Source organism: Streptomyces cyaneofuscatus (genome assembly GCF_000718135.1).
GTDB lineage: Bacteria > Actinomycetota > Actinomycetes > Streptomycetales > Streptomycetaceae > Streptomyces > Streptomyces cyaneofuscatus.
Map to the genome: position 1 here is coordinate 357,569 of NZ_JOEM01000001.1, position 25,867 is coordinate 383,435.

At 70.3% G+C, this 25,867-nt stretch carries 25 protein-coding genes and 1 pseudogene; 5 read left to right on the top strand and 21 right to left on the bottom strand.

Annotation, left to right across the window (positions count from 1 at the left end):
* Positions 1-110: 110 nt before the first annotated feature.
* From IF17_RS0101710 to IF17_RS0101785, 16 genes are all read right to left on the bottom strand, one after another.
* Positions 111-914, bottom strand: a complete 804-nt coding sequence (locus IF17_RS0101710; RefSeq protein WP_030561378.1) for a MerR family transcriptional regulator — start codon at positions 912-914, stop codon at positions 111-113.
* Entirely contained in the window at positions 907-1,443 is a 537-nt protein-coding gene (locus IF17_RS0101715) for a VOC family protein (RefSeq protein WP_030561380.1), read from the bottom strand. The genes IF17_RS0101710 and IF17_RS0101715 overlap by 8 nt, the downstream gene beginning before the upstream one ends.
* A 667-nt stretch (positions 1,444-2,110) precedes the next feature.
* Positions 2,111-2,758, bottom strand: a complete 648-nt coding sequence (locus tag IF17_RS0101720; RefSeq protein WP_030561382.1) for an OmpA family protein — start codon at positions 2,756-2,758, stop codon at positions 2,111-2,113.
* Between the two features lie 8 nt (positions 2,759-2,766).
* Positions 2,767-3,387 carry a hypothetical protein gene (locus IF17_RS0101725; RefSeq protein WP_030561384.1) on the bottom strand — a complete coding sequence of 207 codons (621 nt, stop codon included), beginning with the start codon at positions 3,385-3,387 and terminating at the stop codon, positions 2,767-2,769.
* A 29-nt stretch (positions 3,388-3,416) separates the two neighbouring features.
* Positions 3,417-4,028, bottom strand: coding sequence for a pilus assembly protein TadG-related protein (locus IF17_RS0101730; protein WP_030561386.1), 612 nt, complete (start codon positions 4,026-4,028; stop codon positions 3,417-3,419).
* On the bottom strand, positions 4,028-4,258 hold the full coding sequence (locus IF17_RS0101735) for a hypothetical protein (protein WP_018510303.1): 231 nt from the start codon (positions 4,256-4,258) through the stop codon (positions 4,028-4,030). The genes IF17_RS0101730 and IF17_RS0101735 overlap by 1 nt, the downstream gene beginning before the upstream one ends.
* Before the next feature lie 204 nt (positions 4,259-4,462).
* Positions 4,463-5,353, bottom strand: a complete 891-nt coding sequence (locus IF17_RS0101740) for a response regulator transcription factor (RefSeq protein WP_030561388.1) — start codon at positions 5,351-5,353, stop codon at positions 4,463-4,465.
* A 47-nt stretch (positions 5,354-5,400) separates the two neighbouring features.
* On the bottom strand, positions 5,401-6,783 hold the full coding sequence (locus IF17_RS0101745; RefSeq protein ID WP_032771603.1) for a sensor histidine kinase: 1,383 nt from the start codon (positions 6,781-6,783) through the stop codon (positions 5,401-5,403).
* 119 nt (positions 6,784-6,902) lie between these two features.
* Complete coding sequence (locus IF17_RS0101750; protein ID WP_018510306.1) at positions 6,903-7,790, bottom strand: DUF5936 domain-containing protein; 888 nt, start codon at positions 7,788-7,790, stop codon at positions 6,903-6,905.
* A gap of 20 nt (positions 7,791-7,810) precedes the next feature.
* The gene (locus tag IF17_RS0101755; RefSeq protein WP_030561395.1) at positions 7,811-8,755 is read right to left on the bottom strand and encodes a type II secretion system F family protein; all 945 of its coding nucleotides are present in this window, start codon (positions 8,753-8,755) and stop codon (positions 7,811-7,813) included.
* A gap of 10 nt (positions 8,756-8,765) precedes the next feature.
* Positions 8,766-10,103 carry a TadA family conjugal transfer-associated ATPase gene (locus tag IF17_RS0101760; protein WP_030561397.1) on the bottom strand — a complete coding sequence of 446 codons (1,338 nt, stop codon included), beginning with the start codon at positions 10,101-10,103 and terminating at the stop codon, positions 8,766-8,768.
* Between the two features lie 87 nt (positions 10,104-10,190).
* Complete coding sequence (locus tag IF17_RS01000000136080; protein ID WP_030561398.1) at positions 10,191-10,619, bottom strand: TadE/TadG family type IV pilus assembly protein; 429 nt, start codon at positions 10,617-10,619, stop codon at positions 10,191-10,193.
* Positions 10,620-10,622: 3 nt separating this feature from the next.
* Positions 10,623-11,135: a TadE/TadG family type IV pilus assembly protein gene (locus IF17_RS1000000140200; RefSeq protein ID WP_030561400.1), complete on the bottom strand. Its 513-nt coding sequence runs from the start codon at positions 11,133-11,135 to the stop codon at positions 10,623-10,625.
* 3 nt (positions 11,136-11,138) lie between these two features.
* Entirely contained in the window at positions 11,139-12,440 is a 1,302-nt protein-coding gene (locus IF17_RS0101775; RefSeq protein ID WP_030561402.1) for a CpaE/TadZ family protein, read from the bottom strand.
* Positions 12,441-12,448: 8 nt separating this feature from the next.
* On the bottom strand, positions 12,449-13,165 hold the full coding sequence (cpaB, locus tag IF17_RS0101780) for a Flp pilus assembly protein CpaB (protein WP_030561404.1): 717 nt from the start codon (positions 13,163-13,165) through the stop codon (positions 12,449-12,451).
* A gap of 103 nt (positions 13,166-13,268) precedes the next feature.
* Positions 13,269-14,135: a hypothetical protein gene (locus tag IF17_RS0101785; RefSeq protein WP_030561406.1), complete on the bottom strand. Its 867-nt coding sequence runs from the start codon at positions 14,133-14,135 to the stop codon at positions 13,269-13,271.
* A 676-nt stretch (positions 14,136-14,811) separates the two neighbouring features.
* Between IF17_RS0101785 and IF17_RS0101790 the strand changes: the two genes are divergently transcribed.
* The gene (locus IF17_RS0101790; protein ID WP_309544400.1) at positions 14,812-16,542 is read left to right on the top strand and encodes a chitinase; all 1,731 of its coding nucleotides are present in this window, start codon (positions 14,812-14,814) and stop codon (positions 16,540-16,542) included.
* Between the two features lie 81 nt (positions 16,543-16,623).
* On the opposite strand, the gene IF17_RS0101795 is transcribed toward IF17_RS0101790, so the two are convergent.
* Entirely contained in the window at positions 16,624-17,925 is a 1,302-nt protein-coding gene (locus IF17_RS0101795; protein ID WP_030561411.1) for an Nramp family divalent metal transporter, read from the bottom strand.
* A gap of 185 nt (positions 17,926-18,110) precedes the next feature.
* Between IF17_RS0101795 and IF17_RS0101800 the strand changes: the two genes are divergently transcribed.
* Positions 18,111-18,353, top strand: a complete 243-nt coding sequence (locus IF17_RS0101800) for a type II toxin-antitoxin system Phd/YefM family antitoxin (RefSeq protein WP_030561413.1) — start codon at positions 18,111-18,113, stop codon at positions 18,351-18,353.
* Positions 18,353-18,728: pseudogene (locus tag IF17_RS1000000137455) on the top strand (type II toxin-antitoxin system VapC family toxin). The gene IF17_RS0101800 and the pseudogene IF17_RS1000000137455 overlap by 1 nt, the downstream one beginning before the upstream one ends.
* 25 nt (positions 18,729-18,753) lie before the next feature.
* On the opposite strand, the gene IF17_RS0101810 reads toward IF17_RS1000000137455, so the two are convergent.
* The 4 genes from IF17_RS0101810 to IF17_RS0101825 form a co-directional block, all read right to left on the bottom strand.
* Positions 18,754-20,229 (bottom strand): GntP family permease, encoded by a 1,476-nt coding sequence (locus IF17_RS0101810; RefSeq protein WP_030561415.1) that lies wholly within the window; start codon positions 20,227-20,229, stop codon positions 18,754-18,756.
* Between the two features lie 168 nt (positions 20,230-20,397).
* Positions 20,398-20,808, bottom strand: a complete 411-nt coding sequence (locus IF17_RS0101815) for a RidA family protein (RefSeq protein WP_030561417.1) — start codon at positions 20,806-20,808, stop codon at positions 20,398-20,400.
* A gap of 6 nt (positions 20,809-20,814) precedes the next feature.
* Complete coding sequence (locus IF17_RS0101820) at positions 20,815-21,573, bottom strand: IclR family transcriptional regulator (RefSeq protein ID WP_018510320.1); 759 nt, start codon at positions 21,571-21,573, stop codon at positions 20,815-20,817.
* The gene (locus IF17_RS0101825; RefSeq protein ID WP_030561419.1) at positions 21,570-22,736 is read right to left on the bottom strand and encodes a sugar kinase; all 1,167 of its coding nucleotides are present in this window, start codon (positions 22,734-22,736) and stop codon (positions 21,570-21,572) included. Before IF17_RS0101825 ends, IF17_RS0101820 begins: the two co-directional genes overlap by 4 nt.
* A 91-nt stretch (positions 22,737-22,827) precedes the next feature.
* Here IF17_RS0101825 and IF17_RS0101830 point away from each other — a divergent pair, with 91 nt between their 5' ends.
* Together IF17_RS0101830 and IF17_RS0101835 are read left to right on the top strand one after the other, a co-directional pair.
* Positions 22,828-24,171, top strand: a complete 1,344-nt coding sequence (locus IF17_RS0101830; protein ID WP_244890402.1) for an alanine racemase — start codon at positions 22,828-22,830, stop codon at positions 24,169-24,171.
* A 73-nt stretch (positions 24,172-24,244) separates the two neighbouring features.
* On the top strand, positions 24,245-25,864 hold the full coding sequence (locus IF17_RS0101835) for an N-acyl-D-amino-acid deacylase family protein (RefSeq protein ID WP_030561423.1): 1,620 nt from the start codon (positions 24,245-24,247) through the stop codon (positions 25,862-25,864).
* Positions 25,865-25,867 lie beyond the last annotated feature (3 nt).

A 25,867-nucleotide genomic window follows, 5' to 3' on the forward strand; every position in this document is an offset into this window, starting at 1 on the left:
GAAGCGGGCTCGGGTTCCTCCGGGGCCTGCCGAACCGAGGGCCTGGCCGGAGCCCCGTACGAGTCTCATCGGACGCCCGCGCCGGTTGCAGGCTTCCGGACCACTGCGCTCTACTGCCAGGTCGCCGTGTCTGGGTCGACACCGTGGGCGCGCGCGCTGGCGTCGATGATTCGACGGAACCACGCGGCAAGGCCGGGGCGGATGCCGTCGTAGTGAGCAGCAAATCCCGGATCGGTCTCAAACTTGCGGCCGAGACAGACCTGCATCTGCCGGGTGAGGGGAAAGTAAGAAGCAAAGACTTCGCGGTGCCACTGGACGAGTTGATTCGCTTCTGGGCTACCGGGTGTGACGCCGACGTCCAGCGCATCCCCGAGAGCGCGGTCGAACTCGGCTACGGCGTCGGAGACGTCCTGCCATTCCTTCGGACCCCGAGAGGCTGAGCCCTCGGCGTACTGCAGCCATTGCGTCGTGTCTCCGTAACGCTGACGGGCTTGGGCGGGCCAGTCCGGGTTCCACCGGAGGCCGAAGACCGCGGCCTGCTGCTCGACGGTCAGCAGCAAGCCGCGCTCGTGGGCGTCGATCATCCGATCCAGTCCGGCGCTCAGCTGCTGGAGGCGGTCGATCCGTTCAGCAACCTGATTGCGCTGCGCACGCAGTGCGCCGGGCACGTCTGCGGCTGAGTCGTCCAAGATGGCCCGAACCCTGTCCAGGCCGAGACCGACCTCACGGTAGACGACGATACGGTGCAGGCGTTCCAAATCACCAGCGGTGTAGAGCCGATACCCGGCAGCGGTGCGCAGCGACGGTCGCGCCAGACCGATCTCGTCCCAATGGTGCAGCGCGCGGACTGTCACGCTCAGGCGCGCCGAGACCTGACCGACGGTCAGGCCTTCGGCTTCAGTGGCATCAGGCATGCTCCCCATTGTCTCCGCCATCGGCGCCCGGTGGAGTGATCCCCATGGCTTCGAGGTTCCGCGCTTCCTGGCTGGCCGGGTCGAAGGGCTTCGCCGCGGTGAAAACGACCCGTACGTTCTCGGGGGTGATCACCTCCACATCGCGGGTATTCCAGGGAGTGTCCCGTGGACCGTCGACCGAGTCCGGGCGCAACGCACGACATGCCTCGGCAAGAAAATCGACCTGGCTGAGTACGCCCGAAAAGCTGAAGCTCATCGCTGGTGGCTGCTCCGGAACGCTCGCCGCCGAGACGAGGAGTACGTCCTGGAACGCCCACCTGCGCAGATGCACAACCGTGCCGGGGACGCTGAACAGTTCGAAGAACCCGAGCCCACGAATCCAGAAGTCCACCGACGCCGCCAGATCGCTCGTGGGGATCGTCACGAACGCGGGCATTCCATAGATGCCACGGAACGGCTCCGGCGGAACCGCACCCGGGCCGGGAGCAGGCACAGGACTCATCTCAAAGGCGTTGTAGTAGTCGCTCATGCAGGCCACCTTCCAGCCTCACGCAACGTGAGGGTCAAGCCTGATCCGTGAGTCTCGCCCTACTCCGACGATGCGGCCAACGTGTGGCCGGGGGTGGGTACACCCACTGAGGTTGAACGAGTGGTGCCTAGAGGGTGACGGCTGGCCGGTGGCTGCGGTATCGCCGGGTCACGGCTGCGGGAGTCGCTGAGCGCGTTCCCACGGCCAGCACCGCACACCCCACCTCTTCCTCCGGCCACGAGAAGAAGGTGTCGGCGACCTTGACCGGCTTACCCACCAGGCACCCCCTTCGCAGAAGTTGCCGCAGGTCAAAGCACTTCCGAAGGTTCCTCTCCCTCGGTCTGGGGCCGGTCGGTGGTGGTCCCCGCGCAGGCGGGGGTGACCGGTGTGGGTGGCGGCGAGCGGGGCGGGGCAGGACTATGCCGTGGCCCCGGGCAGTTTCGTGCCTCGGTGGGGCGATCGCCAGCACGTACGGGCGGACCAGGAGCCGCGGAACCCGGACAACCAGCAGTCGTCGAACGGGGGCGGCCTGCTGAGTTGTTGGCGAGGGCGGGGGGCCGGCTGCACGAGCTGGTGCGGCGGCAGTTGGCGTGATGGGCGGCCGAGGGGCCGGCGCCGCGACGTGTTCGCGGTGCCGGCCCTTTGCCGTGCGCGTTTCCGGCCGGGGTCAGGAGCCCTCGCCGCGCGGGAAGGAGACCTCCACGCGGCGGTTCTTCTTCCGGCCTTCTTCGTTGCTGTTGCTGGCGATCGGGTACTGCTCGCCGTAGCCCCGGATCTCGTAAGTGATGGTGGGGCCGAGCGCCTTGGAGAGCACCCCGTGCACGGCGTCGGCGCGCTTCTTGGAGAGCACGTCGCCGTGGGCGGAGGAGCCGAGGTTGTCGGTGAAGCCGAAGACGCGGACCTTGGTGGCGTTCTGCTTCTTGATCTCGTCGGCGATGGCGGCGATACGGGCGTTGGCGGCGGAGCTCAGCTTCGCGCTGTCCTTGCCGAAGAGGACTTCGGCCTGGAGCGCGAACTTGATGTCGGCGTTGCTGTCCTCACGGCGCTCCTCGCCGCCCAGGTCTTCTACCACCTGGACGATGTCGAGGACCCGGCCGGGGGCGAGGGTGCCGCCTTCCGGCATCTTGAGGTCGGGGTCGTTCGGGTCGACCGGGACGGGCGGCTCCGATGTCGCCTGCGTTCCGGGCGGGACGCTCGGCCCGTCGTCGGCGTACGACGGTGACGCCCCGAGCAGCGTGGTGCCGGCGATCAGCACGACAACCGCGACGGCTTGTCCTACGTTGCGCACCACTCTTGGGCGGTGGGTGGTCTTCATGTCCGCACTCACCCAGAAATCTTCAGCGAGGTGGTGGCGAAGGTCGGAAGGGCGAAGTCGACTTCGGTGGTGGTCTGCGGCGGCGCAGGGAACTGCATGAAGATCGGGGCTGTCTTACCCGGGGCCAGCGAAGTGATCGCCGTGGTGCACAGGCACCGGGAGTCCGTGTCCCTGAGCACGTAGTAGCGCTTCTTGCCCGCCTTGTCGACGAGCGTCGCCCCGGCAACCGAATTGGGGTTCTTGTTGACGATGTTGACCTCGGCACCGGACCAGGCCGATGTGGCCCGCGCCTGGTCCCCCTCGTTGGTGATTGCTCCCTGGACCGTGAGGAATCCGCCGGTGTCCCGCTTGACCTCGTTGATGACCAGGACGAGGCCACCCTGCCCGCGGGTCTCCGCAAGCTTCACGTCCGGGTCCACGTTCTCGCCCACCGCCGTGTCCTCCTGCTGCGGCTCGCCCTTGTCCTCCGGTACCGAAGGGCTGGCCGGGGCGGACGGAGCTGTGGATCCCGTGCTCTGAGGATCCTCGCCTCCGTCGTCACCACAGCCGGTGAGGGCGAGGGCCAGGGCAGCCGTGACCGTCACGGCCGTCATCGCCCTTCTGGTCATCGTGGTCCGCCGCATGCTCATGGTCCGATTCCTCTACTCGTCGTTCGCTGTCACTGGTCGACCAACCGCACATCGAAGAGATCTTTGCTCACACGGGACCAGTCGGGCCGACTGCTTGTGGAGATCTTGAAGACCGCGCCGTTTCCGCACGTGAAGATGTACAGGTCCTTGATGCCGTCATTGGTGGTGTCGAAGGCCTGCCACGTGCATCGGAACTCGATGAGGGCCGTCGCCGTGGCCTTCGCGAGCGTACGCCCGGACCCGGGGAGGACCGGCGAGTCGACGGGCTTGCGTCCCTCGACCCCCACGGTGACCTTGTAGCGGTGGTATCCGTACTCCACCGCACAGGACCGCTGGTCGTTCCCGTTGACGTCTGCCAGTCGTCCCGCCTCGGCGCAGGGGCGGTAGCGCGCGAAGGGCTTCTTCAGGAACAGGTCCAGCGTCTCCAGCGGGAGGGAGGCGATGAACCCGGTCTCCATGTCCTCGCGAGCAGCCTGCGCGGCAGCCAGGGCGGCCGCGTCTGCGGCCCCCTGGGAGCCGTTGCGCAAAGCCGACGCCTTGCCCACAGCGAAGAAGGCGAACGCGAGGAAGAGCAGACCCGCCACCATCACGACGTAGATGGGGAAGGCCTGCCCTGCGTCGCCGCGTAGACGCGTACGCATCAGCCAGAGGTGATGGAGGTCACCAGACCGTCGATGCGGTTCGAGATGTTCCCGCCGATACCCGCGGCGGCGATCGCACCGATGATCGCCACGACCACCAGGACGATGCCCAGGTACTCGAACGCCGTCTGCCCCCGGTCCTTCGCCGCGTAACGCTTCTGGATGGCGCTGACGGCCGTGTTGGCCCATCCGTTGACGCGGACGGCGGTCTTCAGGGTGATGTCCGACATGGTGTTCCCCTCCTGGTTCGGCCGACCGTCTGCCGGCCGACTCGGGCGATTCTGCGGTGGCGTCCCCGGTTCCGGCTTCCTCCTGGCCGGTGCCGGGGGCGACGGGAGAAACATAGGAGGGAAACGCCGCACGCTCAGAGGGTCCGTGGGCCCATTCCCGGGCCCAAAAAGTCTTCTGGGCCCCGCCGTCGGGCATCCCGCCGGTCATGGGTGCCGTCCGGGGTCCCGGGGGGCCGTGCCGAGCCAGCGGGCGATCGCCTCGCTTCGGCTGGTGCTGTGGAGCTTGGTGAAGATGCGGTTGATGTGGTTCTTGACGGTCTTCTCGCTGATGAAGCAGGTGGCGGCGATCTGCTGATTACTCATTCCGGACGCAATCAGCTCCATGACCTCCACCTCCCTCGAACTCAGCCCGTACTGCTGCCTGTTGGGGGGCGAGACCGACCCCCCGGATACAGAAGACTGTCCCACAAGAGGTTGCAGTTGCGAAAGGCTTTCGGAATGTTCGCGATGCGGTGAGGGCTCGTGGACGGGCGTCCGGACCGGCGCCCCCGTGAGTGCCGCGCCCAGGCCGTCGGGCAGGGCGGCGCGGTTCGGGGCTGTGCCGTGGCGCATGTGGGCCAGCAGGGCGTCGGCGGCCGTGGCGGTGAAGTTGGCGCGGCCGTTCCTCGTGTCCCGTACCGCCTGCACCAGCTGGTCCGCCGTGAACTCGCCGTGCACCAGGTAGCCGCCCGCGCCCAGGCGCAGGGCCTCGTGCACGATCTCGCTCTCGCGGCTGTACGTCAGCATCAGTACGGGGGCGATGCCCACCAGGTGCGGCAGCGCCGAGATGCCGTCCACGCCGGGCATACGGACGTCCAGCAGGACCACGTCCGGGCGGTGGTGCAGCGTCTTCTCGTACGCCTCCCGGCCGTCCGCCGCCTCCGCGACGACCTGGATGTCGGCCCGGCCCGAGAGGAGGACGCCCAGGCCGGCCCGGACCACGGGGTTGTCGTCGGCCACCACCACCCGGAGCCGGGCCGTAGCGGGAGCGGGGGGCAGGGTGGGGGGTCCGGTCGCGGGGTGCGGGGGGCCTGGTTCGAAGGCGTCGTCCGGCATACTGCGGCCTCCTCTCTGGGTCGGGATCACAAAGCCGTGGGGGGGGGTTACGGGGAGGACAGGTGGGGGGTGGCCGTGGCGGCCGGGGCCGCTGCCCGGTCCGGCGCGGGCGTGAACGGCGGTGGCGGTGTCGGCGGGGGTGCCAGCGCCGCCAGTGGGAGTTCCACCCGTACCTCCGTCCCCCGCTCCGCCCTCCCCCGGCCGATCCGGATACGGGCCCCGATCGACGCCGCCCGCTCCACCATGCCGACCAGGCCGAAGTGGCCCGCCCGGCGCAGGCCCTCCAGGGTGGTTCCGGCGGGGAGGCCGCGGCCGTCGTCGTACACGCTCACCCGCAGCACATCGCCCTTCACCCCGGCCAGGACGACCAGGTACGTGGGGCCCGCGTGGCGGTGCGCGTTCTCCAGGGCCTCCGAGGCGACCGTGAGGAGCTGGCGGGCCACCGCCTGGGGGACGGGGGGCACCGGGGTGTCCTCGGCGAGGCGGCGGAACGTGGCCGTCACCGGGTGGCGGGCGGTGAAGTCTGCTGCCTGGGCGACCAGTTCGGCAACCAAGTCCACGCCGCCCTCCAGGCCCTGTTCGCGGCGCAGGTCCGTGAGCAGTTCCCTGGACTCGGCGGCGGCCCGGCGCGCGGCCCGGGCGACCAGTTCCGCCTGGTGCCGTACGGTCGGCGGGTCCATCCGGTCGGCCGAGCAGGCCAGGCCGTCGGCGGCCAGGGCCAGGCCGTGCAGGGTCTTGGCGACCGAGTCGTGCATCTCCCGCGCCAGGCGCGTGCGTTCGCCCTCCACCGCCTCGTTCACCGCCAGCCGCGCCCGGGTCTCGGTGAGCGCCTGGGTGGCCGTCCCGAAGCGGAGGAGCAGGTTGCGCAGGGTGACCCCGACCGCTCCGGCGATCACGCAGAAGCCGGGGAGGAGGAGACCGGTCGCGCCGCCCGCCTCCAGCTTCGGCACGCTCGCGTACACGCCGAAGACGATCACCACCTGGAGCGCCGCGAACACCGCCGCCCCGCGCCAGCCCTGGACCAGGCCGGCCAGCAGCGGGGTGCAGACGGTGACGTACGCGAGGGTCGACTCGGGGGTCGCCGTGATCAGCAGGAGCGAGCCGAAGGCCGCGTCGACGGCGAGGAGCCAGGGGTGGCGCAGGAGGACGGGGCCGAAGCGTTCCCAGTCGCGGAACAGGACGTACGAGCCCATGAAGGTGACCAGGACCGCCGAGCCGATGAACCAGGTGGGCAGGCCGGGGGCGGTGTGGCCGATGGCGTACGGGGTGGCTATCGCGATCATCGCCAGGCGGAAGCCGAACACCTGGCGGCACATGGCCTGGAGGGCGTTGACCTGGATGGCGAAGGCGGGGGCGGCCGGGGTGCCGGCGTGGGCCCGGGTCAGGTCGGCGGTGAGGCCCGGCTGGGTACCGCTCAGTTGGTATGCCATGTTCCTGTCACCTCCGTCTCGTGCTCCGCAGGACTCCGCACGGCCCATAGGAGTTCTGCTCCGTAGGACTCCGTAAGAGTCCGCTGCCCCCGTCGTCCCCATCCCTCCCGCCGTTCATGTCAGCCGCCCGTGAGAAACGAGAAGTCGACGTCGGCCCCGTACACGAACCCGACCGTGAGGAGAACGAGCGTGCCGGGCAGCAGGAACGACGTCACCGCGAACGTCGCCTTCGGGACCGCCTTGGCCGCCTTGCGGCGGGCGTTCTGGGCGTCGGTGCGGCGCATGTCGTTGGCGATCTGGATGAGCGTCTCGACGATGGGCGCGCCCAGCTCCTCGCCCTGCTGGAGCGTGGTGACGAACATCGCGACCTGCTCCGAGTCGTTGCGGCGGCGCAGCTCCTCGAAGGCCTGGCGGCGGCTGACGCCCATGTCCATCTGGCGCAGGGTGATGCGGAGTTCGTCGGACCAGGGGCCCTCGTACTTCTCCGCCACCCGGTCCAGCGCCTGCCGGAAGCCGAGTCCGGCGGAGACGACGACGGCGAGGACGTCGAGGAAGTCCGGCAGGGTGCGCTCGATGTGCTCGCGGCGGACCCGGATCGCCGACCAGATCCCCGCCTCCACCCAGAACAGGCCGAACGCGATCATGAGGAGCGCCAGGAAGAGCTGGCCCTGGAGGAGCATGGAGAAGGCGCCCAGCAGGCCCAGCGCTCCGTAGACCGCGCGGCGGGCCGCGTAGCGGTCGATGGTGAGGCCGCCGGGGTTTCCGGCCAGGTCGATCTGGCGGCGCTTCTTGTTGACCGCCTTCGGACCCATCATCCGCAGCACCATCGGGGCCCAGCGGATGCCGAGCCGGTCGATGCCGGAGCCCACCGCGCCGGTGCGCGAGGAGCCGGATTCGAGGGCGACCGCGAGGTCGCCGGGGAGCTTGGCATCGGCCCGGTACATCCGGATGCCGTGGATGGCCCCGTAGACGGCGAGGCCGACGACCAGGGCAAGCAGCAGGTCCATGGCGTTCTTCTCCCAGCCGGTCAGACGTCGATACGGGACAGGCGGCGGATGACCACGAACCCGATCGCGTACAGGGCGATGGCCACGACCACCGCGGCCTGGCCGATGAAGGCGCCGGTCATGCGGTCCAGGGCGCCGGGCATGACCGCGTTCATCAGGAGCATCGCGCCGATGCCGAAGGCCGGTACGGCGTAGGCGGTGACGGTGACCTGGGAGAGCTGGGTCTTGACCTCGCGGCGGGTCTCCTTGCGCTCCTCCAGCGTCTCGGTGAGGTTGCGCAGCGAGCTGACGACCGTACCACCCGCCCGGTTGGAGAGGACCAACGTCGTGACCAGGACCACGAGTTCGCGGGAGGGGAGCCGGTCCGTCAGCTCGCTCAGCGCTTCGTCCAGGGATTCGCCGACCGCCAACCGCCGTGCCACGCGTGCCAGTTCCTCGCCCGCCGGGTCCTCCAGCTCCTCCGCCGCCATCGAGAGTGCGGTGCGCAGGGCCAGGCCCGCCTGGGTGGCGTTGGCCAGGATGCGGGAGAGCTCGGGCAGTTGGTTGATGAAGCGCTCGGTGCGCTTCGTACGCTGCCAGTTGAGGAAGGCGTTGGTGCCCCAGAGGCCGATCAGCGCGGCGACCGGGCCGAAGAAGGCCGCGAGCATGGAGGAGGCGATCATCCACAGCCCGGCCATCGCGAGGAGCGCGTAGACGAAGAACTCGCCGGGGGTGAGTTCCATGCCGGTCGCGGCGAGCTTCAGCTCCAGCTTCCGGCCGAGCGCGGTGGCCCTCAGCCGCCGGTCCAGGCCCTTGAACCGGCGGTGCCGGCCCGTCTCGGGGATCTGGCCGACGTGGGAGAGCCGCTCCACGAGCGCGTCGCGGTCGGCCTTGCCGCCGGAGTAGGCGTACAGGCCCATCACGCCCAGCACACAGGCGAGCAGGGTGACGCCGACGGTGACCAGGGGGAGGTTGACGTTGTCCATGGCGCGGTACCTAGTTGGCCTCTCGGGTGGCGAGCTGTTCGGCGCTCTCCGCGATGCCGAACGCCTGCGGGATGGGCTGGCTCGCCATGTAGAGCCGGTCGGCGACCCTGCGGGGCAGCGGCAGGTACTGGAAGCGGCCGTAGATGCGGCCGTCCGCCGCCATCGGCTGCCCGTTGAACCGGGCCACCGTGACGATCCGGTACGGGTCGCGGCCGTGCGAGTCCAGCACCGCGATCTCGGTGATCTTCCTGGTGCCGTCGGCGTGCCGGGTGAGCTGGACGATCACGTCGACGGCGCTGTTGATCTGGTCGTGCAGCGCCTCGAAGGGGATCTCCACCTCGGACATCGAGGCGAGGGTCTGGAGCCTCATCAGCGCGTCCTCGGCGTTGTTGGCGTGGACGGTGGCGAGTGAGCCGTCGTGGCCGGTGGACATCGCCTGGAGCATGTCGAGGGACTCGCCGCCGCGGACCTCACCGACGACGATGCGGTCGGGGCGCATACGCAGGGAGTTGCGGACCAGGTCGCGGATGGTGATCTGGCCCTTGCCCTCGACGTTGGCCGGGCGGGACTCCAGCCGGATCACATGGTTCTGCTGGAGCTGGAGTTCGGCGGAGTCCTCGATGGTGACGATGCGCTCGGTGTTCGGGATAAGCCCGGAGAGCGCGTTGAGGAGCGTCGTCTTCCCGGTGCCGGTGGCACCGGAGACGATGATGTTGAACTTGGCCTGGACGAGCCCGGCGAGCAGGATCAGCATCTGCTCGTCCAGCGATCCGAAGCCGATCATCTCCTGGAGGGTGAAGGAGCGCGGGAAGCGGCGGATGGTGAGCGTGGCGCCGGTCAGCGAGAGCGGCGGGATGATCACGTTGACACGTTCGCCGCTGGGGAGGCGGGCGTCGACCATCGGATTCGACTCGTCCACACGGCGGTTGACGGTCGACACGATGCGTTCGATGGTCTGCATCAGCTGCTCGTGCGAGCCGAAGCGCATCGGGAGCTGCTCGACCTTGCCGCCGCGCTCGACGAAGATCTGGTCCGGGCCGTTCACCATGATCTCGGTGATCGACGCGTCCTCCAGGAGCGGTTCCAGGATGCCGAGGCCCAGCGCCTCGTCCACGACGCGCCGGATGAGCTGCGATCGCTCGACGGTGGAGAGGACGGGGCCCTCGCGGCTGATGATGTGGCCGAGTACGCGCTCCAGACGGGCCCGCCGGTCGGCGGCGGCCAGCGAGGACATCTCCGCGAGGTCGATCTCCTCCAGCAGCTTGGCCCGGTAGGTGGCCACCATGTGGCCGTCCTCCCGTGCGCCGCCGTGCTCGTCCGGGGCGGTCATGCGTGCCCGCAGGCTCATCTGCCCAACTCTCCTCGGTGTAGCGGGTGTTGCGGGTATTGCGAGTGTTGCGAGTGTTGCGGGATCCATCCGGCCTGGTGAGGGGCGCTACTCGCGCGGCATCGTGGCGCTCCGCTTCGCCCACCAGCCGTCCAGGCCGGGGACGACGGAGGGGACCTTGACCTGGACCGTGGCGGTGATGTCCCGGCCGCCGCGCTGGCTGTACCGGAACCCGCCGTCGCCCAGCCAGCCGCTCACCGCGCTGCGGGCCGTCGACCGCGGGTCGCCGTGAGCGTCGTAGCTGGCCGCCGTACGGGCTCCGGCGCGTGCGGCCGTGCCCGCCTGGTTGGCGGCGTACGCGGCGAGGCCGAGCTGGAGGGCCCCCATGGCGACGAGGAGCAGGAGAGGGAGGAAGCCGAGGTACTCCAGGGCGACCTGGCCCCGGTCACGGCCCCGGTCACGGCCCTTCGCGGCCCGCCCGGGCCCTCCGGACCGTCCCGCCCTGATGCGTCCGCTGTACGGCAGGGTCGTCGTCATCGCTCAGTCCTCCAGCGCCGATCCGGCTTCGCCGTCGATGTCGATGTCCAGGTCGAAGAGGCCGGGCACCAGCACCGGCACCTTGAGCGTCACCGTCGCCTCGTAGAGACCCGAGCCCCGGCCGCAGTCCACCCGGGCCGCGCCCGACCAGGCGTCGGGCAGGTCCTTCAGCGCGCCCGCCCGGCACGCCGCGTCCGCCCCGTACTCCGCGCCGCTCCCCTTGCGCGCGCCGACGTCCGCCGCGTTGCCCGCGAGGCTGAAGGTGTAGCCGATCAGGGCGCACTCCCAGAGCACGAGCATGATCAGGATGATGAAGGGGGTCATCCCCAGGAACTCGACCGAGGTCTGCCCCCGGTCACCTCCCCGCGGACGCCGGAGCCGCCCGGGGCCGGGGCTGGGGCGCCGAAGCCTCCTGGGCCCGGGGCGGGGGTGCCGGAGCCGCCCGGGGCCGGGGCGCTCCCGGAGGTCCCTGAGCCCCCGTATGCCGGTGCGGGCCGTCCTCGTGGTGGTCGTCATCGCTCAACGTGTCCCCTCAGCGTCGGCGGGCCCGCCGCGCCGGCGGCGCGGGCTTCCGGTCGAGCCCCGGTCGTTCTTGAAGGTGCCGCTGTTCCTCTTGGCCAGAACGCCGCCGGACTTCTTGGCGGTCACGCTCGGCTTGACGATGCCCAGCTCTCCGGCCAGCCCCCACAGGGCCTGCTTGACCGTGCTCTTGGCGTCCAGTTCGTGCAGGCGGCCGGAGTCGACGGCGGCCTGGAGCTCCTTGAAGTTGGCGGGGACCGCCGCGGAGGCGACCCGGGTGCCGGTGATCTTCTGGATCAGGGGCGGCTGGATCTCGGTGTTGCGGGTGAAGCGGTTGACCAGGGTGACGGTCTCCTCGGCCTTGCGGATCTGGAGCCGTTCCCACATCCGTACGACGCGTTTGGCGCCGCGCACCGCGACCACGTCCGGGGTCGTCACCAGCAGGGCCGTGTCCGCCATCTCGATGGCCGCCGCGTTGGCCCCGTTCATCTGGCCGCCGCAGTCGATGACGACGATCTCGTACCGGGAGCGCAGGGCGCTGACGATCTGGCGGGCCGAGCGGTCGCTCACCTCCTCGCCGCGTTCGCCCTCGCCGGGGGCGAGCAGCAGGGCGAGGCCGGTGGAGTGGGAGAAGACGGCGTCGGCGAGGACCCGGGGCGAGATGTCGGTGATCAGGGCGAGGTCGACGAGCGAGCGCCGGAACTGTACGTCGAGGAAGGAGGCGATGTCGCCGGTCTGGAGGTCCATGTCGACCAGGGCGACGGTGTGGCCGGACGCCTGGGCGGCCAGGGCGAGCTGGATGGCGGTGACGGTGGCGCCGACGCCGCCCTTGGCGCCGGTGACGGTGACGACTGTGCCCCCGGGGCCGGTGAAGACGTCGCCCGCGGAGGAGAGGTGGCGGCGTACGCCGGTGGACCACTGGGCCGCGGCCTGGACCCGGTTGGCGAGCTCCTCGTACCCCACCGGCAGGGTGACCAGACCGCGGGCGCCGGAGTCCATCGCGTCGGCGAAGAGGTGGGGACTGGCGTCCGTGGTGATCATGACGACCCCGACGGAAGGGAACCGCAGGGACACCTCCCGGATCAGCTCCAGGGCCGGGACCGGGCCGATCCGCTCGTGCACCAGCACCACTTCGGGCAGCTCGTCCAGGGCCTCGCCCGCGAGGCGGGCCAGGGTGTCGATCAGCTGGGTCGAGTCGGTGACCGGGGCCGCCGGTTCGGCGTCGGGCAGCTGGCTGAGCAGGGTGGTGAGGGCGCGGGCCGCGTCGGGGTCGGCCACGGCCGGGAGGATTCTGGTGGTCATCCGGTCCCTCACTTGTCCTTGTCGAGGGTGTAGGTGCGGTCGCCCGGGCGGATGGTGCCGTCGCTGCCGGGGGCGACGAGTGCGAGACGTACGTGCTCCGCGAAGGACTCGGCGTAGGCGATGCGCTGGGTGTCCAGCGTGTTCAGGGCGAAGGTGATCGGCACGGCCTCGGTCATCTGGGTGCGCCGGTCGTCGCCGCTCGGGTTGAGCGCGGTGAGCTTGCCGACCTCCAGCACCTTGGCGTTGGAGACGATGACCTTGGACTGGGCGGGTTCGGCGTTCTCCTGCTGCTGCTCGCCCGCGAAGGTGGCGTAGATGTTGACCGTGGCGCCCGGTGTGATCTTGCCGGCGACGCCGGTGGCGGCGTCGATCATGATGGCGATCTCCTGCTCACCGGCGCGGAGTTCGGGTTTGCGCACCATCATGTCCGACTGGAGGAGCGAGCCGCCGCGGAGCTCGGTGACGGCGATCTTCCCCTCGACCTCCCGCAGGTCGGTCACGGCGTTCTCCGACAGCCAGCGCTTGGGCATCGCGATCTTCTCGAACTGGCCGCTGTTCAGCGCCGTGTACGGGGCCACGTCGGATTTCAGCTGGTAGGCCGTCACCTCGGGGCCGACCTTGGAGTTCACATCGCTGATCACCGAGAGCACGCCGGCGAAGGCACCGAAGGCACACAGGACCGACAGGAGCAGGAGTATCACGCCGCGGCGCTGGCGGGAGTTCATGGCCGGACAACCTCGTTCGAATCGGATGCGTGGGGCAGCGGACAGAGAGGGATGCGCGGTGAGGCGGTACGGGCCGGGGACCGGGCACCTGGGCCGGGCGGGCCTAGGGTCCGGAACGCTCTCCGGCTTCCAGCTGAAGGACACCGCCGGACGGCCTGCGGTTCTCGGGGGCGGCGAGCGGTGCGGAACAGAAGGCGCAGCGGTCGCCGATGAGTTCCATCTCGCACCAGTGGCACCGCTCCCGGCGGACGGAGGAGACCAGCTGGTACAGCACGGAGAGGTCCGGGAGATGGGCGGCGAACTCCACCAGCCGTCCCGTGCCCCACCAGCGCGCGGAGTCGGCGGGAAGGCGCGTGTCGTGTACGGCCTGGACCTTCCAGGCGGGCGCGAGGGTCTCCTGTACCCAGTCCGACTGCAACTGCCCCTGGGCGACGAGAAGATGCGTACGGAATTCCGGTCCGGCCAGGGGTTCGGCGGCCGGGCCCACCTTGATCAGCTGCGGTTCGGGGCCGGCGAGTACGGCGAACTGGGAGCCGGGCACCCAGGACCTGGCATGGCTCTTGAGGCTGACCGGGACCCGGTCGAGCTTGGCGACCGAGTTGAGCAGGGCGCCGGCGTAGATGTAGTGCGACAGCAGCCGGGCGGCGGAGGCGACGACGCCGGGGCTGAAGTCGCAGATGGACAACTGCCGGAGCTGGCGGACGAGTACGGCCACGCCGAGGGGCGGCAGGTCGACCTTGACCAGGGCGATCCGGTCGCTCTCCAGGACCGAGCGGATGGAGTGGAGCCGGCGTTCGTGCTCGGGCCGGATGCCGGAGGGGTAGAGGGCGATCACATATCCGTGCTGTTCGAGCAGCAGATGCATGTCGCCGATCGCCAGCTCCAGGACCTGGGCTTCGGGGGCCTGGAGCAGGGCCGCGGTCGGTGTCTGCTGATCGGTGGGCGGCAGCACCAGATCTGCACTCGTCACTGCTATTGCGGTCGGCACGCTCTTCCCCGTTCGGCTCCGGCCGCCGTCGAGACGTCGGCCGCAATCGCTCCTGCTCCGTGCTCCTGCCCCAGCACTTTAGCCACGTCTCACCAGGCAGAGAACAGTTATCGGAGACCAGTGCGTCATCATGCGAACACCGTTCGTACGGGGGTCGGGTGCTAAACGGGATGAAATCGATTCCGGTCAACTTCTCCACCACTGCGGAGCGTTACCGAACCCGTCATCCGGAATCCGGGCGCGCTTTCATTCCCGCACGTCAGGGCGGATAGGGGCGCGTTCCGGATCATTTCGGCGGGCGGTTTCGTCACGGTACGAAGGCCTTCGGCAAGATCACCCGTGGGGGTAACGCGGTACGGGCGCGGGGGTGCCGTCCGGCAAAGAAATTCCGGCCCGGGACGCTTCACCGAGCACCTCGCGGGCACTCCTCCGGACCTCCCGCGCGAGCGGCCGCCGCCCCCTCCGGAAGCCCCTTTCACTGCCAGAGGTCTTGACAACTTGATTGGTCTGGACCAGTTTATCCGCCAGCGGTGACGACCGCTTCCGCTCCACCCGCACGGCCTTCCCCATCCCCGCCGCCGTGCACCCGTCCGTCCGGCACGCCCGCACCGCCGCACCACCCCCGCCACGCACCACCAACTCCCCACCGGAGGCCCACGTGCAACGCTCCGCAGGCAGCAGAAGACGCAGAAGGAACACCTCCCGTCCGTTCCTCGGCGGCGCCATGGCCGTCATCGCGGCGGGCGCCCTGACCGTCACCGGCCTCGTCTCCACCGCCCAGGCCGCCGACGTCAACAACGCCAAGAACGCGGGCTTCGAGTCGGGGCTCGCCAACTGGTCCTGTTCCGCCGGGAGCGGCGCCACCGTCTCCACCCCCGTGCGCAGCGGCACGTCCGCGCTGAAGGCCACCCCGGCCGGCCAGGACCACGCCAAGTGCACGCAGACCGTGGCCGTGAAGCCCAACTCGACGTACGCGCTGAGCTCCTGGGTGCAGGGCGGTTACGCCTACCTCGGGGTGACCGGCAGCGGAACGACCGACGTCTCCACCTGGACGCCGGGCTCCACCACCTGGACCAAGCTGTCCACGAGCTTCAAGACGGGCGCCAACACCACGTCGGTGACCGTCTACACCCACGGCTGGTACGGGCAGTCCGCCTACTTCGCCGACGACGTCGAGGTCACCGGCCCCGACGGTGGTGGCGGCGGGGACGGCCCCGGCCCGGTCATCCCGGCGGCCCCCGCCGGTCTCACCGCGGGCGCCACGACGACCTCCTCCGTCGCCCTGTCCTGGAACGCGGTCTCCGGCGCCACGGGCTACAAGGTCTACCGGGACGGTGCGCAGGCCACCACCTCCACCGGGACCTCGGCGACCGTCACGGGGCTGGCCGCCGACACCGCGTACCAGTTCACGGTGAGCGCCACCAACGCGGCCGGTGAGTCGGTCAAGTCCGCCGCCGTCAGCGCCCGTACGGCCAAGCCCGGTTCGGGCGGTCCCGGCCCCTCGGTGCCCAAGCACGCGGTGACCGGCTACTGGCAGAACTTCAACAACGGAGCGGCCGTCCAGAAGCTCACCGACGTCCCGGCCGACTACGACATCATCGCGGTCTCCTTCGCGGACGCCACGCCGACGCCGGGCGCGGTCACCTTCAAGCTGGACAGCGCCGGCCTCGGCGGCTACACCGACGCCCAGTTCCGCGCGGACATCAAGACGAAGCAGGCGCAGGGCAAGAACGTCATCATCTCGATCGGCGGCGAGCTCGGCACGGTCCGGATCGACAACGACGCCTCCGCCACCGCCTTCGCCAACTCGGTGTACGCGCTGATGCAGGACTACGGCTTCAACGGGGTCGACATCGACCTGGAGAACGGCCTCAACGCGACCTACATGACGAAGGCACTGCGCCAGCTGTCGGCGAAGGCGGGCAGCGGGCTCGTCATCACGATGGCGCCGCAGACCATCGACATGCAGTCGACGTCCGGTGAGTACTTCAAGACGGCACTCAACATCAAGGACATCCTGACCGTCGTCAACATGCAGTACTACAACAGCGGTTCGATGCTCGGCTGCGACGGCAAGGTGTACTCGCAGGGCTCGGTGGACTTCCTCACCGCGCTCGCCTGCATCCAGCTGGAGGGCGGCCTCGACCCGAGCCAGGTCGGCATCGGTGTCCCGGCCTCCACCCGCGGCGCGGGCAGCGGCTACGTCGCCCCGTCGATCGTGAACGCCGCCCTGGACTGCCTGACCAAGGGCACCAACTGCGGTTCGTTCAAGCCCTCGAAGACCTACCCGTCGCTCCGTGGCGCGATGACCTGGTCGACCAACTGGGACGCGACGGCCGGGTTCGCCTGGTCGAAGGCGGTCGGCCCGCACGTCCGCAGCCTGCCGTAACCGCAACCGGTAGCACCACCCCGAAACCTGCAGCGCCGCCGCTCCCCCGGCGGCGCTGCGGTGTTCCGTAAGCTCCCTGCTTCACCAGGGCAGTTCACGCACCTGCTGCACACACAGCACGATGAACAGCAGCCCGGCCAGGGCCAGCATCCCGTTACTGACCCAGCCGTTGCGCCATTGCCTGGGCGTACGGGCGGAGTTGAGCAGCCAGAGCAGGGTCAGGGCGAGGAAGGGCATGAAGAACGCGCCGAGCACCCCGTACGCGATGACCAGGCCGAACGGCTCGTCCAGCCAGAGCAGGGTCATCGGCGGGAAGGTCAGCCAGAGCAGGTACGCGCGGAACGGCAGCGAGCGCTGCTGCCGGTCGACGACGGCGGGCCCGGCGTGCTGCTCGTCCGGATCCACGGGCGCCCGGAACCGCTCCACGAAGTCGGCGAACATCAGGCTCACCCCGTGCCAGACCCCGATCAGCGACGAGAACGACGTGGCGAAGAAGCCGACCAGGAAGAGCTTCGCGGTGCCCGCCCCGAACCGGTCCTCCAGCACCTTGCCCAGGTCGATCAGCCCGCGGTCGCCGGAGGTGAGGGCGATCTGCGAGGCGTGCAGCAGCTCGGCACCGACGATGAGCATCGCCACGACGAAGATCCCGGTGGTGACGTAGGCGACCCGGTTGTCGAGCCGCATCACCTTCATCCAGGAGGAGTTGCTCCACCCCTTGGCGTTGACCCAGTACCCGTACGCCGCCATGGTGATCGTACCGCCGACGCCGCCGATCAGCCCGAGCGTGTAGAGCAGCGAACCGTCCGGCAGTACGGGGACGAGCCCGGCGAACGAGGCCCCCACATCCGGCGCGACCCGGGCGGCCACGTACACGACCACCACGAACATGATGCCGATCAGGACCGTCATGACCTTCTCGAAGACGGCGTACCGGTTGAACCAGACGAAGGCCAGTCCGATCAGCCCGGTGACGATCGCCCAGAACTTCAGCCCCGGCCCGTCCGGGAAGAGCGCCACGATGGGCAGGGCGCTGGAGGACATGGCCGTGGCCCCGTAGATGAAGCCCCAGACGACGACGTAGATCGCGAAGTAGACGGTCGTCCACGCCCCGATGCTGCGCCACCCGTCGAAGAGCGTGCGCCCGGTCGCCAGATGCCAGCGGCCGGCCGCCTCGGCGAGCGAGATCTTGACGACGCACCCGATCACCGCCGCCCACATCAGGGTGTACCCGAACTTGCTGCCCGCGATCAGCGTCGCGACCAGATCCCCGGCCCCGACCCCGGTCGCCGCGACGACGATGCCGGGGCCGATGTACTTCCAGCTGGATTTACGTGGTCGGGAGGCCGGCTCCCCTGTCTCTGTGGTTGCGCTTGTCTCCGCCATGCCGATCAAGGAAGCGCAATCGGCGGGGCGGCACAAGGGGGCGTGCACGGATCGGTGGGCGGGAGTGGCGCCACGGGGGTGGCCCCAGGCAACTCAGGGGGAAGCCCAAGTCAGCTCCTATTAGCCTGAGGTGGACTTAGTTGGTCCGGCACTTGGTCAACCCCTACTCCTCTGGTGAGGCAGCCGTGGAAGCAGCCCGGCAGTACAACGTGCACGAGGCCAAAACTCACCTCTCCCGAATCCTGGAGCAGGTCGCCACCGGTGAGGAGGTCGTCATCAGCGAGGCCGGCGAGCCGGTCGCCAAGGTGGTGCCCCTTCGCCCGAAGGTGAGGAGGACCGGACGCGGGTCGCTGGCGGGACGCACCCACATCGCGGACGACTTCGACGAGCTGCCCGACGACATCGCCGACGCCTGCGGGATGCGCTGATGCGTCTCCTGCTCGACACCCATGTGATCCTCTGGTGGCTCCGGGGACTCCGACGAGCTCTCCGACCAGGTGAAGGATCTCCTCGACACGGAACCCTCCGTCCACCTCAGCGCGGTCTCCGCGTGGGAGTCGCCGTCAAGCAGTCCCTGGAGAAGCTGGACGGCCCGGACGACCTGGCGGAGCGCGTACGCGACAGCCGGTTCACCTCACTGCCGATCACCGCGGGACACGGGGTTCGGGCGAGCGGGCTGCCCGCGCTGCACCGCGACCCCTTCGACCGGATACTGGTCGCCCAAGGCGCAGAGCGAAGGCATGACCATCGTCACCCGCGACAAGTGGAGCCCGCAGTACGACGTCCCGGTCATGGCCGTCTGATCCGGGCCGCCCCGGACGAGACGCGCTAGATCACCAGGCTGAGCAGCGCCGCGACCACGAAGCCGGCCACCGACAGCACCGTCTCCAGCACCGTCCAGGACTTCAGCGTGTCGCGTTCCGAGATGCCGAAGTACTTCGACACCATCCAGAAGCCGCCGTCGTTCACGTGCGAGGCGAAGATCGAGCCCGCCGAGATCGCCATGATGATCAGCGCGAGGTGGGCCTGGGACAGGTCCTGGCCCTCGACCAGCGGGACCACGATCCCGGCCGTGGTGACGATCGCGACGGTGGCCGAGCCCTGGGCGACGCGCAGGACGACCGAGATCAGCCAGGCGAGCAGGATGACCGGCAGGCCCACGTCGTTGAACGTGTCGGCCAGCGCGTCCGCGATGCCGCTGCCCTTGAGTACGGCACCGAAGATGCCGCCCGCGCCGACCACCAGCAGGATGTTGCCGACGGGCTTCAGCGACGACGTGGAGACGGACTCCAGCGACTTGCGGGACCAGCCGCGGCGGATGCCGAGCAGGTAGTACGCGAGGAACAGGGCGATCGTCAGGGCGACGAACGGGTTGCCGAAGAACTCGATCACCGAGCGGAGGGTGGAGGGGTCCAGCGCGATGGAGGAGAACGTCGCGGCGAGGATCAGGATCAGCGGGGTCCCGATGATCGCGAGGACCGTGGCGAGCGGGACCGGCTTCTCGTGCGGGGTGACTCCGGCGGCGCGCTGCTCGGCGGCGACGGCCTCCTTGGCCTCGGCGGCTGCCTCCACCATGTCCTGCGGTACGTCGACGAAGATCCGCTTGCCGATCCAGGCGGCGTACGCCCAGGCGGCGATGACGGACGGGACGCCGACCACGACGCCCATCAGGATGACCCAGCCCAGCGACACGTTGAAGAGTCCGGCGGCGGCCACCGGCCCCGGGTGCGGGGGCAGGAACGCATGAGTCATCGACAGCCCCGCCAGCAGCGGCATGGCATAGAGCAGAATCGATTTTCCGGAGCGCTTGGCGGCCGCGTACACGATCGGCGCGAGGACGAAGATACCGACGTCGAAGAAGACCGGGATACCGAAGACGAGGCCCGTCATCCCCATGGCGAGCGGGGCCCGCTTCTCACCGAAGGCGTTCAGCAGGCGGGCGCTCAGCACCTCGGCGCCGCCCGACACTTCGAGGATCGCGCCGAGCATCGTACCGAGCCCGATGATGATCGCGACATGGCCGAGGATGCCGCCCATGCCGGACTCGATGACCGAGACGGCGGCGGATTTCTGCACGGTGCCGAAGAGTTCGGTGACCGAGAGCCCGGCGCCGAGGCCGACGGCTATGGAGACCGCGAGCAGGGCGACGAACGGCTGGAGCCTGACCTTGATGATCAGGAAGAGGAGGAGCGCGATACCGAGGGCGGCGACGGTCAGCAGACCGGCGGTGCCGTCGATCAGGAGGAGCAGGCCACCGGTGTGCGGTGGCGTCTCGACCGGCGGTGGGGTGGCGGCGAGAAACAAGGGGACTCCGGTGGTGCTGGAGGAGGGCAGGGGGGAGCGCGGCACGGCGCCCCCGGGGGACGGGACGCCGTGCCGGACGGCGAGGTGGAGCGTTGCTGCGGGTGGAGCACGGCGATCAGTGCGGCAGGACCTTCGGTGAAGCAGGAACGGTCAGCTGAGCCGGGACCGTCAGCTGAGCACCGCGAGCGCGTCGATCTCGATCAGCAGGCCCTTGGGCAGGCCGACGTAGACCGTCGTACGGGCCGAGGGGGCCTCCTTGAGGTTCTGCTCGGCGAAGTACGCGTTGTAGATCTCGTTCATCTCCGCGAAGTGGTCCACGTCCGTGAGGTAGACGCGCATCATCATCACGTCGTCCCAGCTCGCGCCGCCCTCCTCCAGGATCGCCTTGACGTTGGCGAAGGTCTGGAGGGTCTGCTCGCGCAGGGTGGGGCCGGCGGGCGTCGGGGCCTGGCCCTCGACGGCGGGGAGGAAGCCGACCTGGCCGGCGACCTGGAGGATGTTCCCCTTCCGCACGCCGTGCGAGAACTTCGCCGGCGGGGTGGTGTGGGTGGAGGGGGTGAGGGCGGTCTTCTCGGTCATGGCTGATCAGACTTTCTTGGGTCGGTTGGTGCCGGAATACTCCCGGCTGATGGTCTCGGCGGTGCGCCGGACCAGCGGGAGCAGGGTGAGGAGTTCCTCGGCCGTGACGACCACGTTCGGTGCGGACACCGACATGGCCGCGACGACCCGGCCGTCCGCGCCGCGGATGGGGGCGCCGATGCAGTTGATGGACTCCTCGTGGCCACCGAGGTCGGTGGCCCAGCCCTGTTCGCGCACGACGGCCAGCTCCTTGAGGAAGGCGGCCGCATTCGGCGTCGAACGGGACGTGTACATGGGGTAGTCGAGCTTCTCGGCGATCGCGCGCCGCTCGGGCTCGGTGAGGTCGGCGAGCAGCAGTTTGGCCACGGCCGCGACGGTGATCGCGACGGGCTTGCCGATCCGCGAGTACATCCGGACCGGGTAGCGGCTCTCGACCTTGTCGATGTAGAGGACTTCCTGCTCCTCGTAGACGGCGAGGTGCACGGTGTGCCCGCACCGGTCGTTCAGCTCGACCAGATGCGGATGGGCGATCTCGCGTACGTCGAGGTTCTCGACGGCCTCCTGCGCGAGCGCGAAGAGGCGGGCGCCGAGGCGGTAGCGCTGGTCCTGCTGGCGGTAGACGAGCCCGTGCTCGTGGAGCGTACGCAGCAGGCGCAGCGCCGTGGACTTGTGGACGCCGAGCCGCTCGGCGACCTGGCCGAGGTCGGCGGGTCCCTGGGCGAGCAGCGGCAGGATGCTGAGTGCCCGGTCGACGGTCTGGCTCATGGCGTACGTACCTCCTCGGGGGCCCGGTCGGCTGCGGTCCAGCCGGGGCCGAGACGAAGTCTCCCCCAGGCCTCGTCGTCGAGGGCGACGAGGCGGTCGGCGTGGTCGCGGGCGGGCGGCTCGGTGAGGTCACCGGGGACGGTGAGGACGGCGGCGGCCATGAGATGCCCGTGCCGGACCCGGTCGCGGACGGGGAGCCCGCGCAGGGTGGCGGAGAGAAACCCGGCGGCAAAGGCATCCCCGGCCCCGACGGCGGCGACGACGTCTACGCGGAGGGCGGGGACCTGGGTGACCACCTCAGCCTCTCCGCCCTCCCCGGAGCGCGAGGCCGGGGCATTTTCAGCCCCGGCGCCTTCCGTGGAGCGCGAGGCCGGGGTGTTTTCAGCCCCTCCGGCGTTTGAGGAGCGGGGTCCGGGGCGGAGCCCCGAGAACACCGTTGCGCCCGCGCTCCCCCGCTTCACGACCACCACGCCCGGCTCCGGCAGCGCCGCCCGGATCGCCTCCGCGCCCACGATCCCCCACGCCTCCTCCGCCTCGTCCTCCCCGACGAACACCAGGTCACAGCGGCGGGCCAGCTCCAGCAGCACGGTGGCATCACCGCCCCGCCACAGATGCGGCCGGTGGTTCACGTCGAACGACACCAGCGGGCGGCCGGGCCGGGGCGCGGTGAGGTTCCGCAGCAGCTCCAGACAGTCCGCCGACAGCGCAGCCGTGATCCCGGACAGGTGCAGCACACGCCCCGCGAAGACTTCCTCGTACGGCACATTCGCCGGCGACATCGCCGAGGCCGCCGACCCGGCCCGGTAGTAGGCCACCTCGTGCGCCCCCGCCCCGCGATCCGTCGCCGTACGGAAGTAGATCCCCGTCGGACGCACCGGATCCCGCCGCACGGCCGACGTGTCGACCCCGTACCCCCCGATTGTCTCGACCAGGTGGTCACCGAAGCCGTCCGCCCCGACCCGCCCCACCCAGGCCGCCCGGTGCCCGGCGGCGGCGAGCGCGCAGGCCACGTTGGACTCGGCGCCCCCGATCCCCCGCCCGAAGGACGGTACGTCGGCGAGGCGGCCGGGCTGCGAGGGCAGGAACGTCACCATGGACTCACCGAGACAGACGACATCGGTGGTCGCGTCGGCGCGGGCCGTCCCTGCTGCGGGTCCGGACACTGAAGGCTCCTCGCTGATCGGCGTGCGGGCCGGTGGTCACCATTGACCGGGCATCGGCTCGGATGTTAGACAGCGTTGAGCGATATGCGCAATGGGTGTTGCATATGATGCAACGTACTTCGAGGAGCTTCCCTTGGCAGCCGAAAGCCTCACCGCCCGAGCCGAGCAGCTGGCCGCCGGCCTCGCCGAAGAACGCGTCGACCACCGCTTCAAGGCGCTCCCGCCCGACGCCGAGGGCCTGACCGTCGCCACCCTCGCCGCCGAGCGCCGCAACCTCTTCACCGGCGGGTTCACCACCCCCGTCCTCGCCCTCTCCGCCGAGTCGGTGGAGCACAACCTCGCCCTGCTGGAGACGTACGCGGAGCGCCACGGCCTCGCCTTCGCCCCGCACGGCAAGACCTCCATGTCCCCGCAGCTCTTCGCGGACCAGCTGAAGCGCGGCGCCTGGGGCATCACCGCCGCCGTGCCGCACCAGGCCCGGGTCTACCGCGCGTACGGGATCGGGCGCATCTTCCTCGCCAACGAGCTGGTCGACCCGGTCGCGCTGCGCTGGCTGGCCGGCGAGATGAGCGCCGACCCGGAGTTCCGCTTCATCTGTTACGTCGACTCCGTGCGCGGGGTCGAGCTGATGGAGGAGGCCCTGAGCGCGGCGGGCGCCACCCGCCCCGTCGACGTGGTCGTGGAGCTCGGCGCGGGCGAGGGCGCGCGCACCGGCTCCCGGACCGAGGCCGACTGCGCGGCGGTGGCCGACGCGGTGGCGGCGGCCGGGTCGCTGCGGCTGGTGGGCATGGCCGGGTACGAGGGCGAGGTGCCGGACGCGGACCCGGAGCGCGTACGGGCGTGGCTGCGGCGGCTCGTCGCGCTCGCGGCCACCTTCGACGCCGAGAAGCGGTTCACCGGCGCAGAGGAGATCGTCATCAGCGCGGGCGGCAGCGCCTGGTTCGACGCGGTGGCGGACGTCTTCGCGGAGGTCCCCGAACTCAGCTCGCCCGTACTGAAGTTGCTCCGCTCCGGCGCGTACGTCTCCCACGACGACGGCCACTACAAGCACCTCACCCCCTTCAACCGGGTCCCCGAGGAAGGCGCCCTGGAGCCTGCCTTCCGCCTCTGGGCCCAGGTCGTCTCCCGCCCGACCGGCGAGCAGGCGTTCCTGAACGCGGGCAAGCGGGACGCGGCGTACGACCTCGACCTGCCCGAGGCACAGGTGGTCCGCTCCGCCCGGGACGGCTCGGTCCGCCCGGCCACCGGGATCACGGTCACCGGCCTCTCCGACCAGCACACCTGGGTGCGTACGGAGGCGGGGGCCGAGCTGGAGGTGGGCGACTGGGTCGGCATGGGCCTCTCGCACCCGTGCACCAGCTTCGACAAGTGGCAGCTGATCCCGCTGGTGGAGGCGGACGGCACGGTCAGCGACTACATCCGCACGTTCTTCTGAGCAGCATCCGCACGTTCCTCTGAGCAGCCGTAGCCGCCACCCCCTCCCCTCCCCCGCCCCTGAAAGGTCACCCATGGACCTGGTCCTGCGCGACGCGCTCGTCGTCGACGGCACCGGCGAGCCGTCCTACCGCGCCGATGTGGCGGTCGACGGCGGCCGGATCGCCGAGATCCACCCCGAGGGCTCCCCCGGCCCCCGCCCCACCGCCACCCGCACGGTCGACGCCGACGGCCTCGCGCTGGCCCCCGGCTTCATCGACATGCACGCCCACAGCGATCTGGCGCTGCTGCGCGACCCGGACCACAGCGCAAAGGCGGCGCAGGGCGTCACCCTCGAAGTCCTCGGCCAGGACGGCCTGTCGTACGCCCCGGTCGACGACCGTACGCTCGCCGAGGTCCGCCGCTCCATCACCGGCTGGAACGGCGACGGCTCCGACATCGACTTCGACTGGCGCACGGTCGGCGGCTATCTGGACCGGCTGGACCGCAACTTCGGCGGCGAGGGCATCGCCGTCAACGCGGCCTACCTGATCCCGCAGGGCACGGTCCGGATGTTCGCCGTCGGCTGGGACGACCGCCCGGCCACCGACGCCGAACTGGCCCGGATGAAGGAGCTGGTGGACCAGGGCATGCGCGAGGGCGCGGTCGGCATGTCGTCCGGGCTGACCTACACCCCCGGCATGTACGCGGACGACGCCGAACTCACCGAACTCTGCCGGGTGGTGGCCCGCCACGGCGGCTACTACTGCCCGCACCACCGCAGTTACGGCGCGGGCGCGCTCGAAGCGTACGAGGAGATGGTGCAGCTGACCCAGAGCGCCGGCTGCGCCCTCCATCTCGCCCACGCCACCATGAACTTCGGCGTCAACAAGGGCAAGGCGCCCGACCTCCTCGCCCTGCTGGACGGCGCACTGGCCGCCGGTTCCGACATCTCGCTCGACACCTACCCGTACACCCCCGGCTGCACAACACTGGTGGCCATGCTGCCCAGCTGGGCGGGCGAGGGCGGACCGGAGTCGGTCCTCACCCGGCTCGCGGACCCTTCGAGCGCGGAGAAGATACGGCACCACCTGGAAGTGCTCGGCTCGGACGGCTGCCACGGGGTGCCGATCGAGTGGGACACCATCGAGATCTCCGGCGTCAGCGCCCCGCACCTGGCCGAGTACGTGGGCCGTACGGTGGCCCGGTCGGCCCAACTGCTCGGCGAGGAGCCCTGGGTGACCGCGCGGCGGCTGCTCACCGAGGACCGGCTCGGGACGACGATCCTCCAGCACGTGGGCCACGAGGAGAACGTCCGGCAGATCATGCGTCACCCGGTGCACACCGGCGGCAGCGACGGCATCCTCCAGGGCGACAAGCCGCACCCGAGGGCGTACGGCACGTTCCCGCAGTATCTGGGACGGTACGCACGGGAGTTGGGCATCCTCTCGCTGGAGGAGTGCGTGGCCCACCTGACCTCGCGCCCAGCCGCCCGGCTGCGGCTCGCGGACCGGGGCCTGGTGCGCGAGGGCTACCGCGCGGACCTGGTGCTCTTCGACCCGGAGACGGTGGCGGCGGGCTCCACGTTCGAGGAGCCGCGCACGCTGCCGGTGGGCATCCCGCACGTCCTGATCGACGGCCGGTTCGTCATCGAGGACGGCCGGCGCACGTCGGTCCTGGCAGGCCGGGCGGTCCGGGGCACGGGGGCCGCCTGAGCG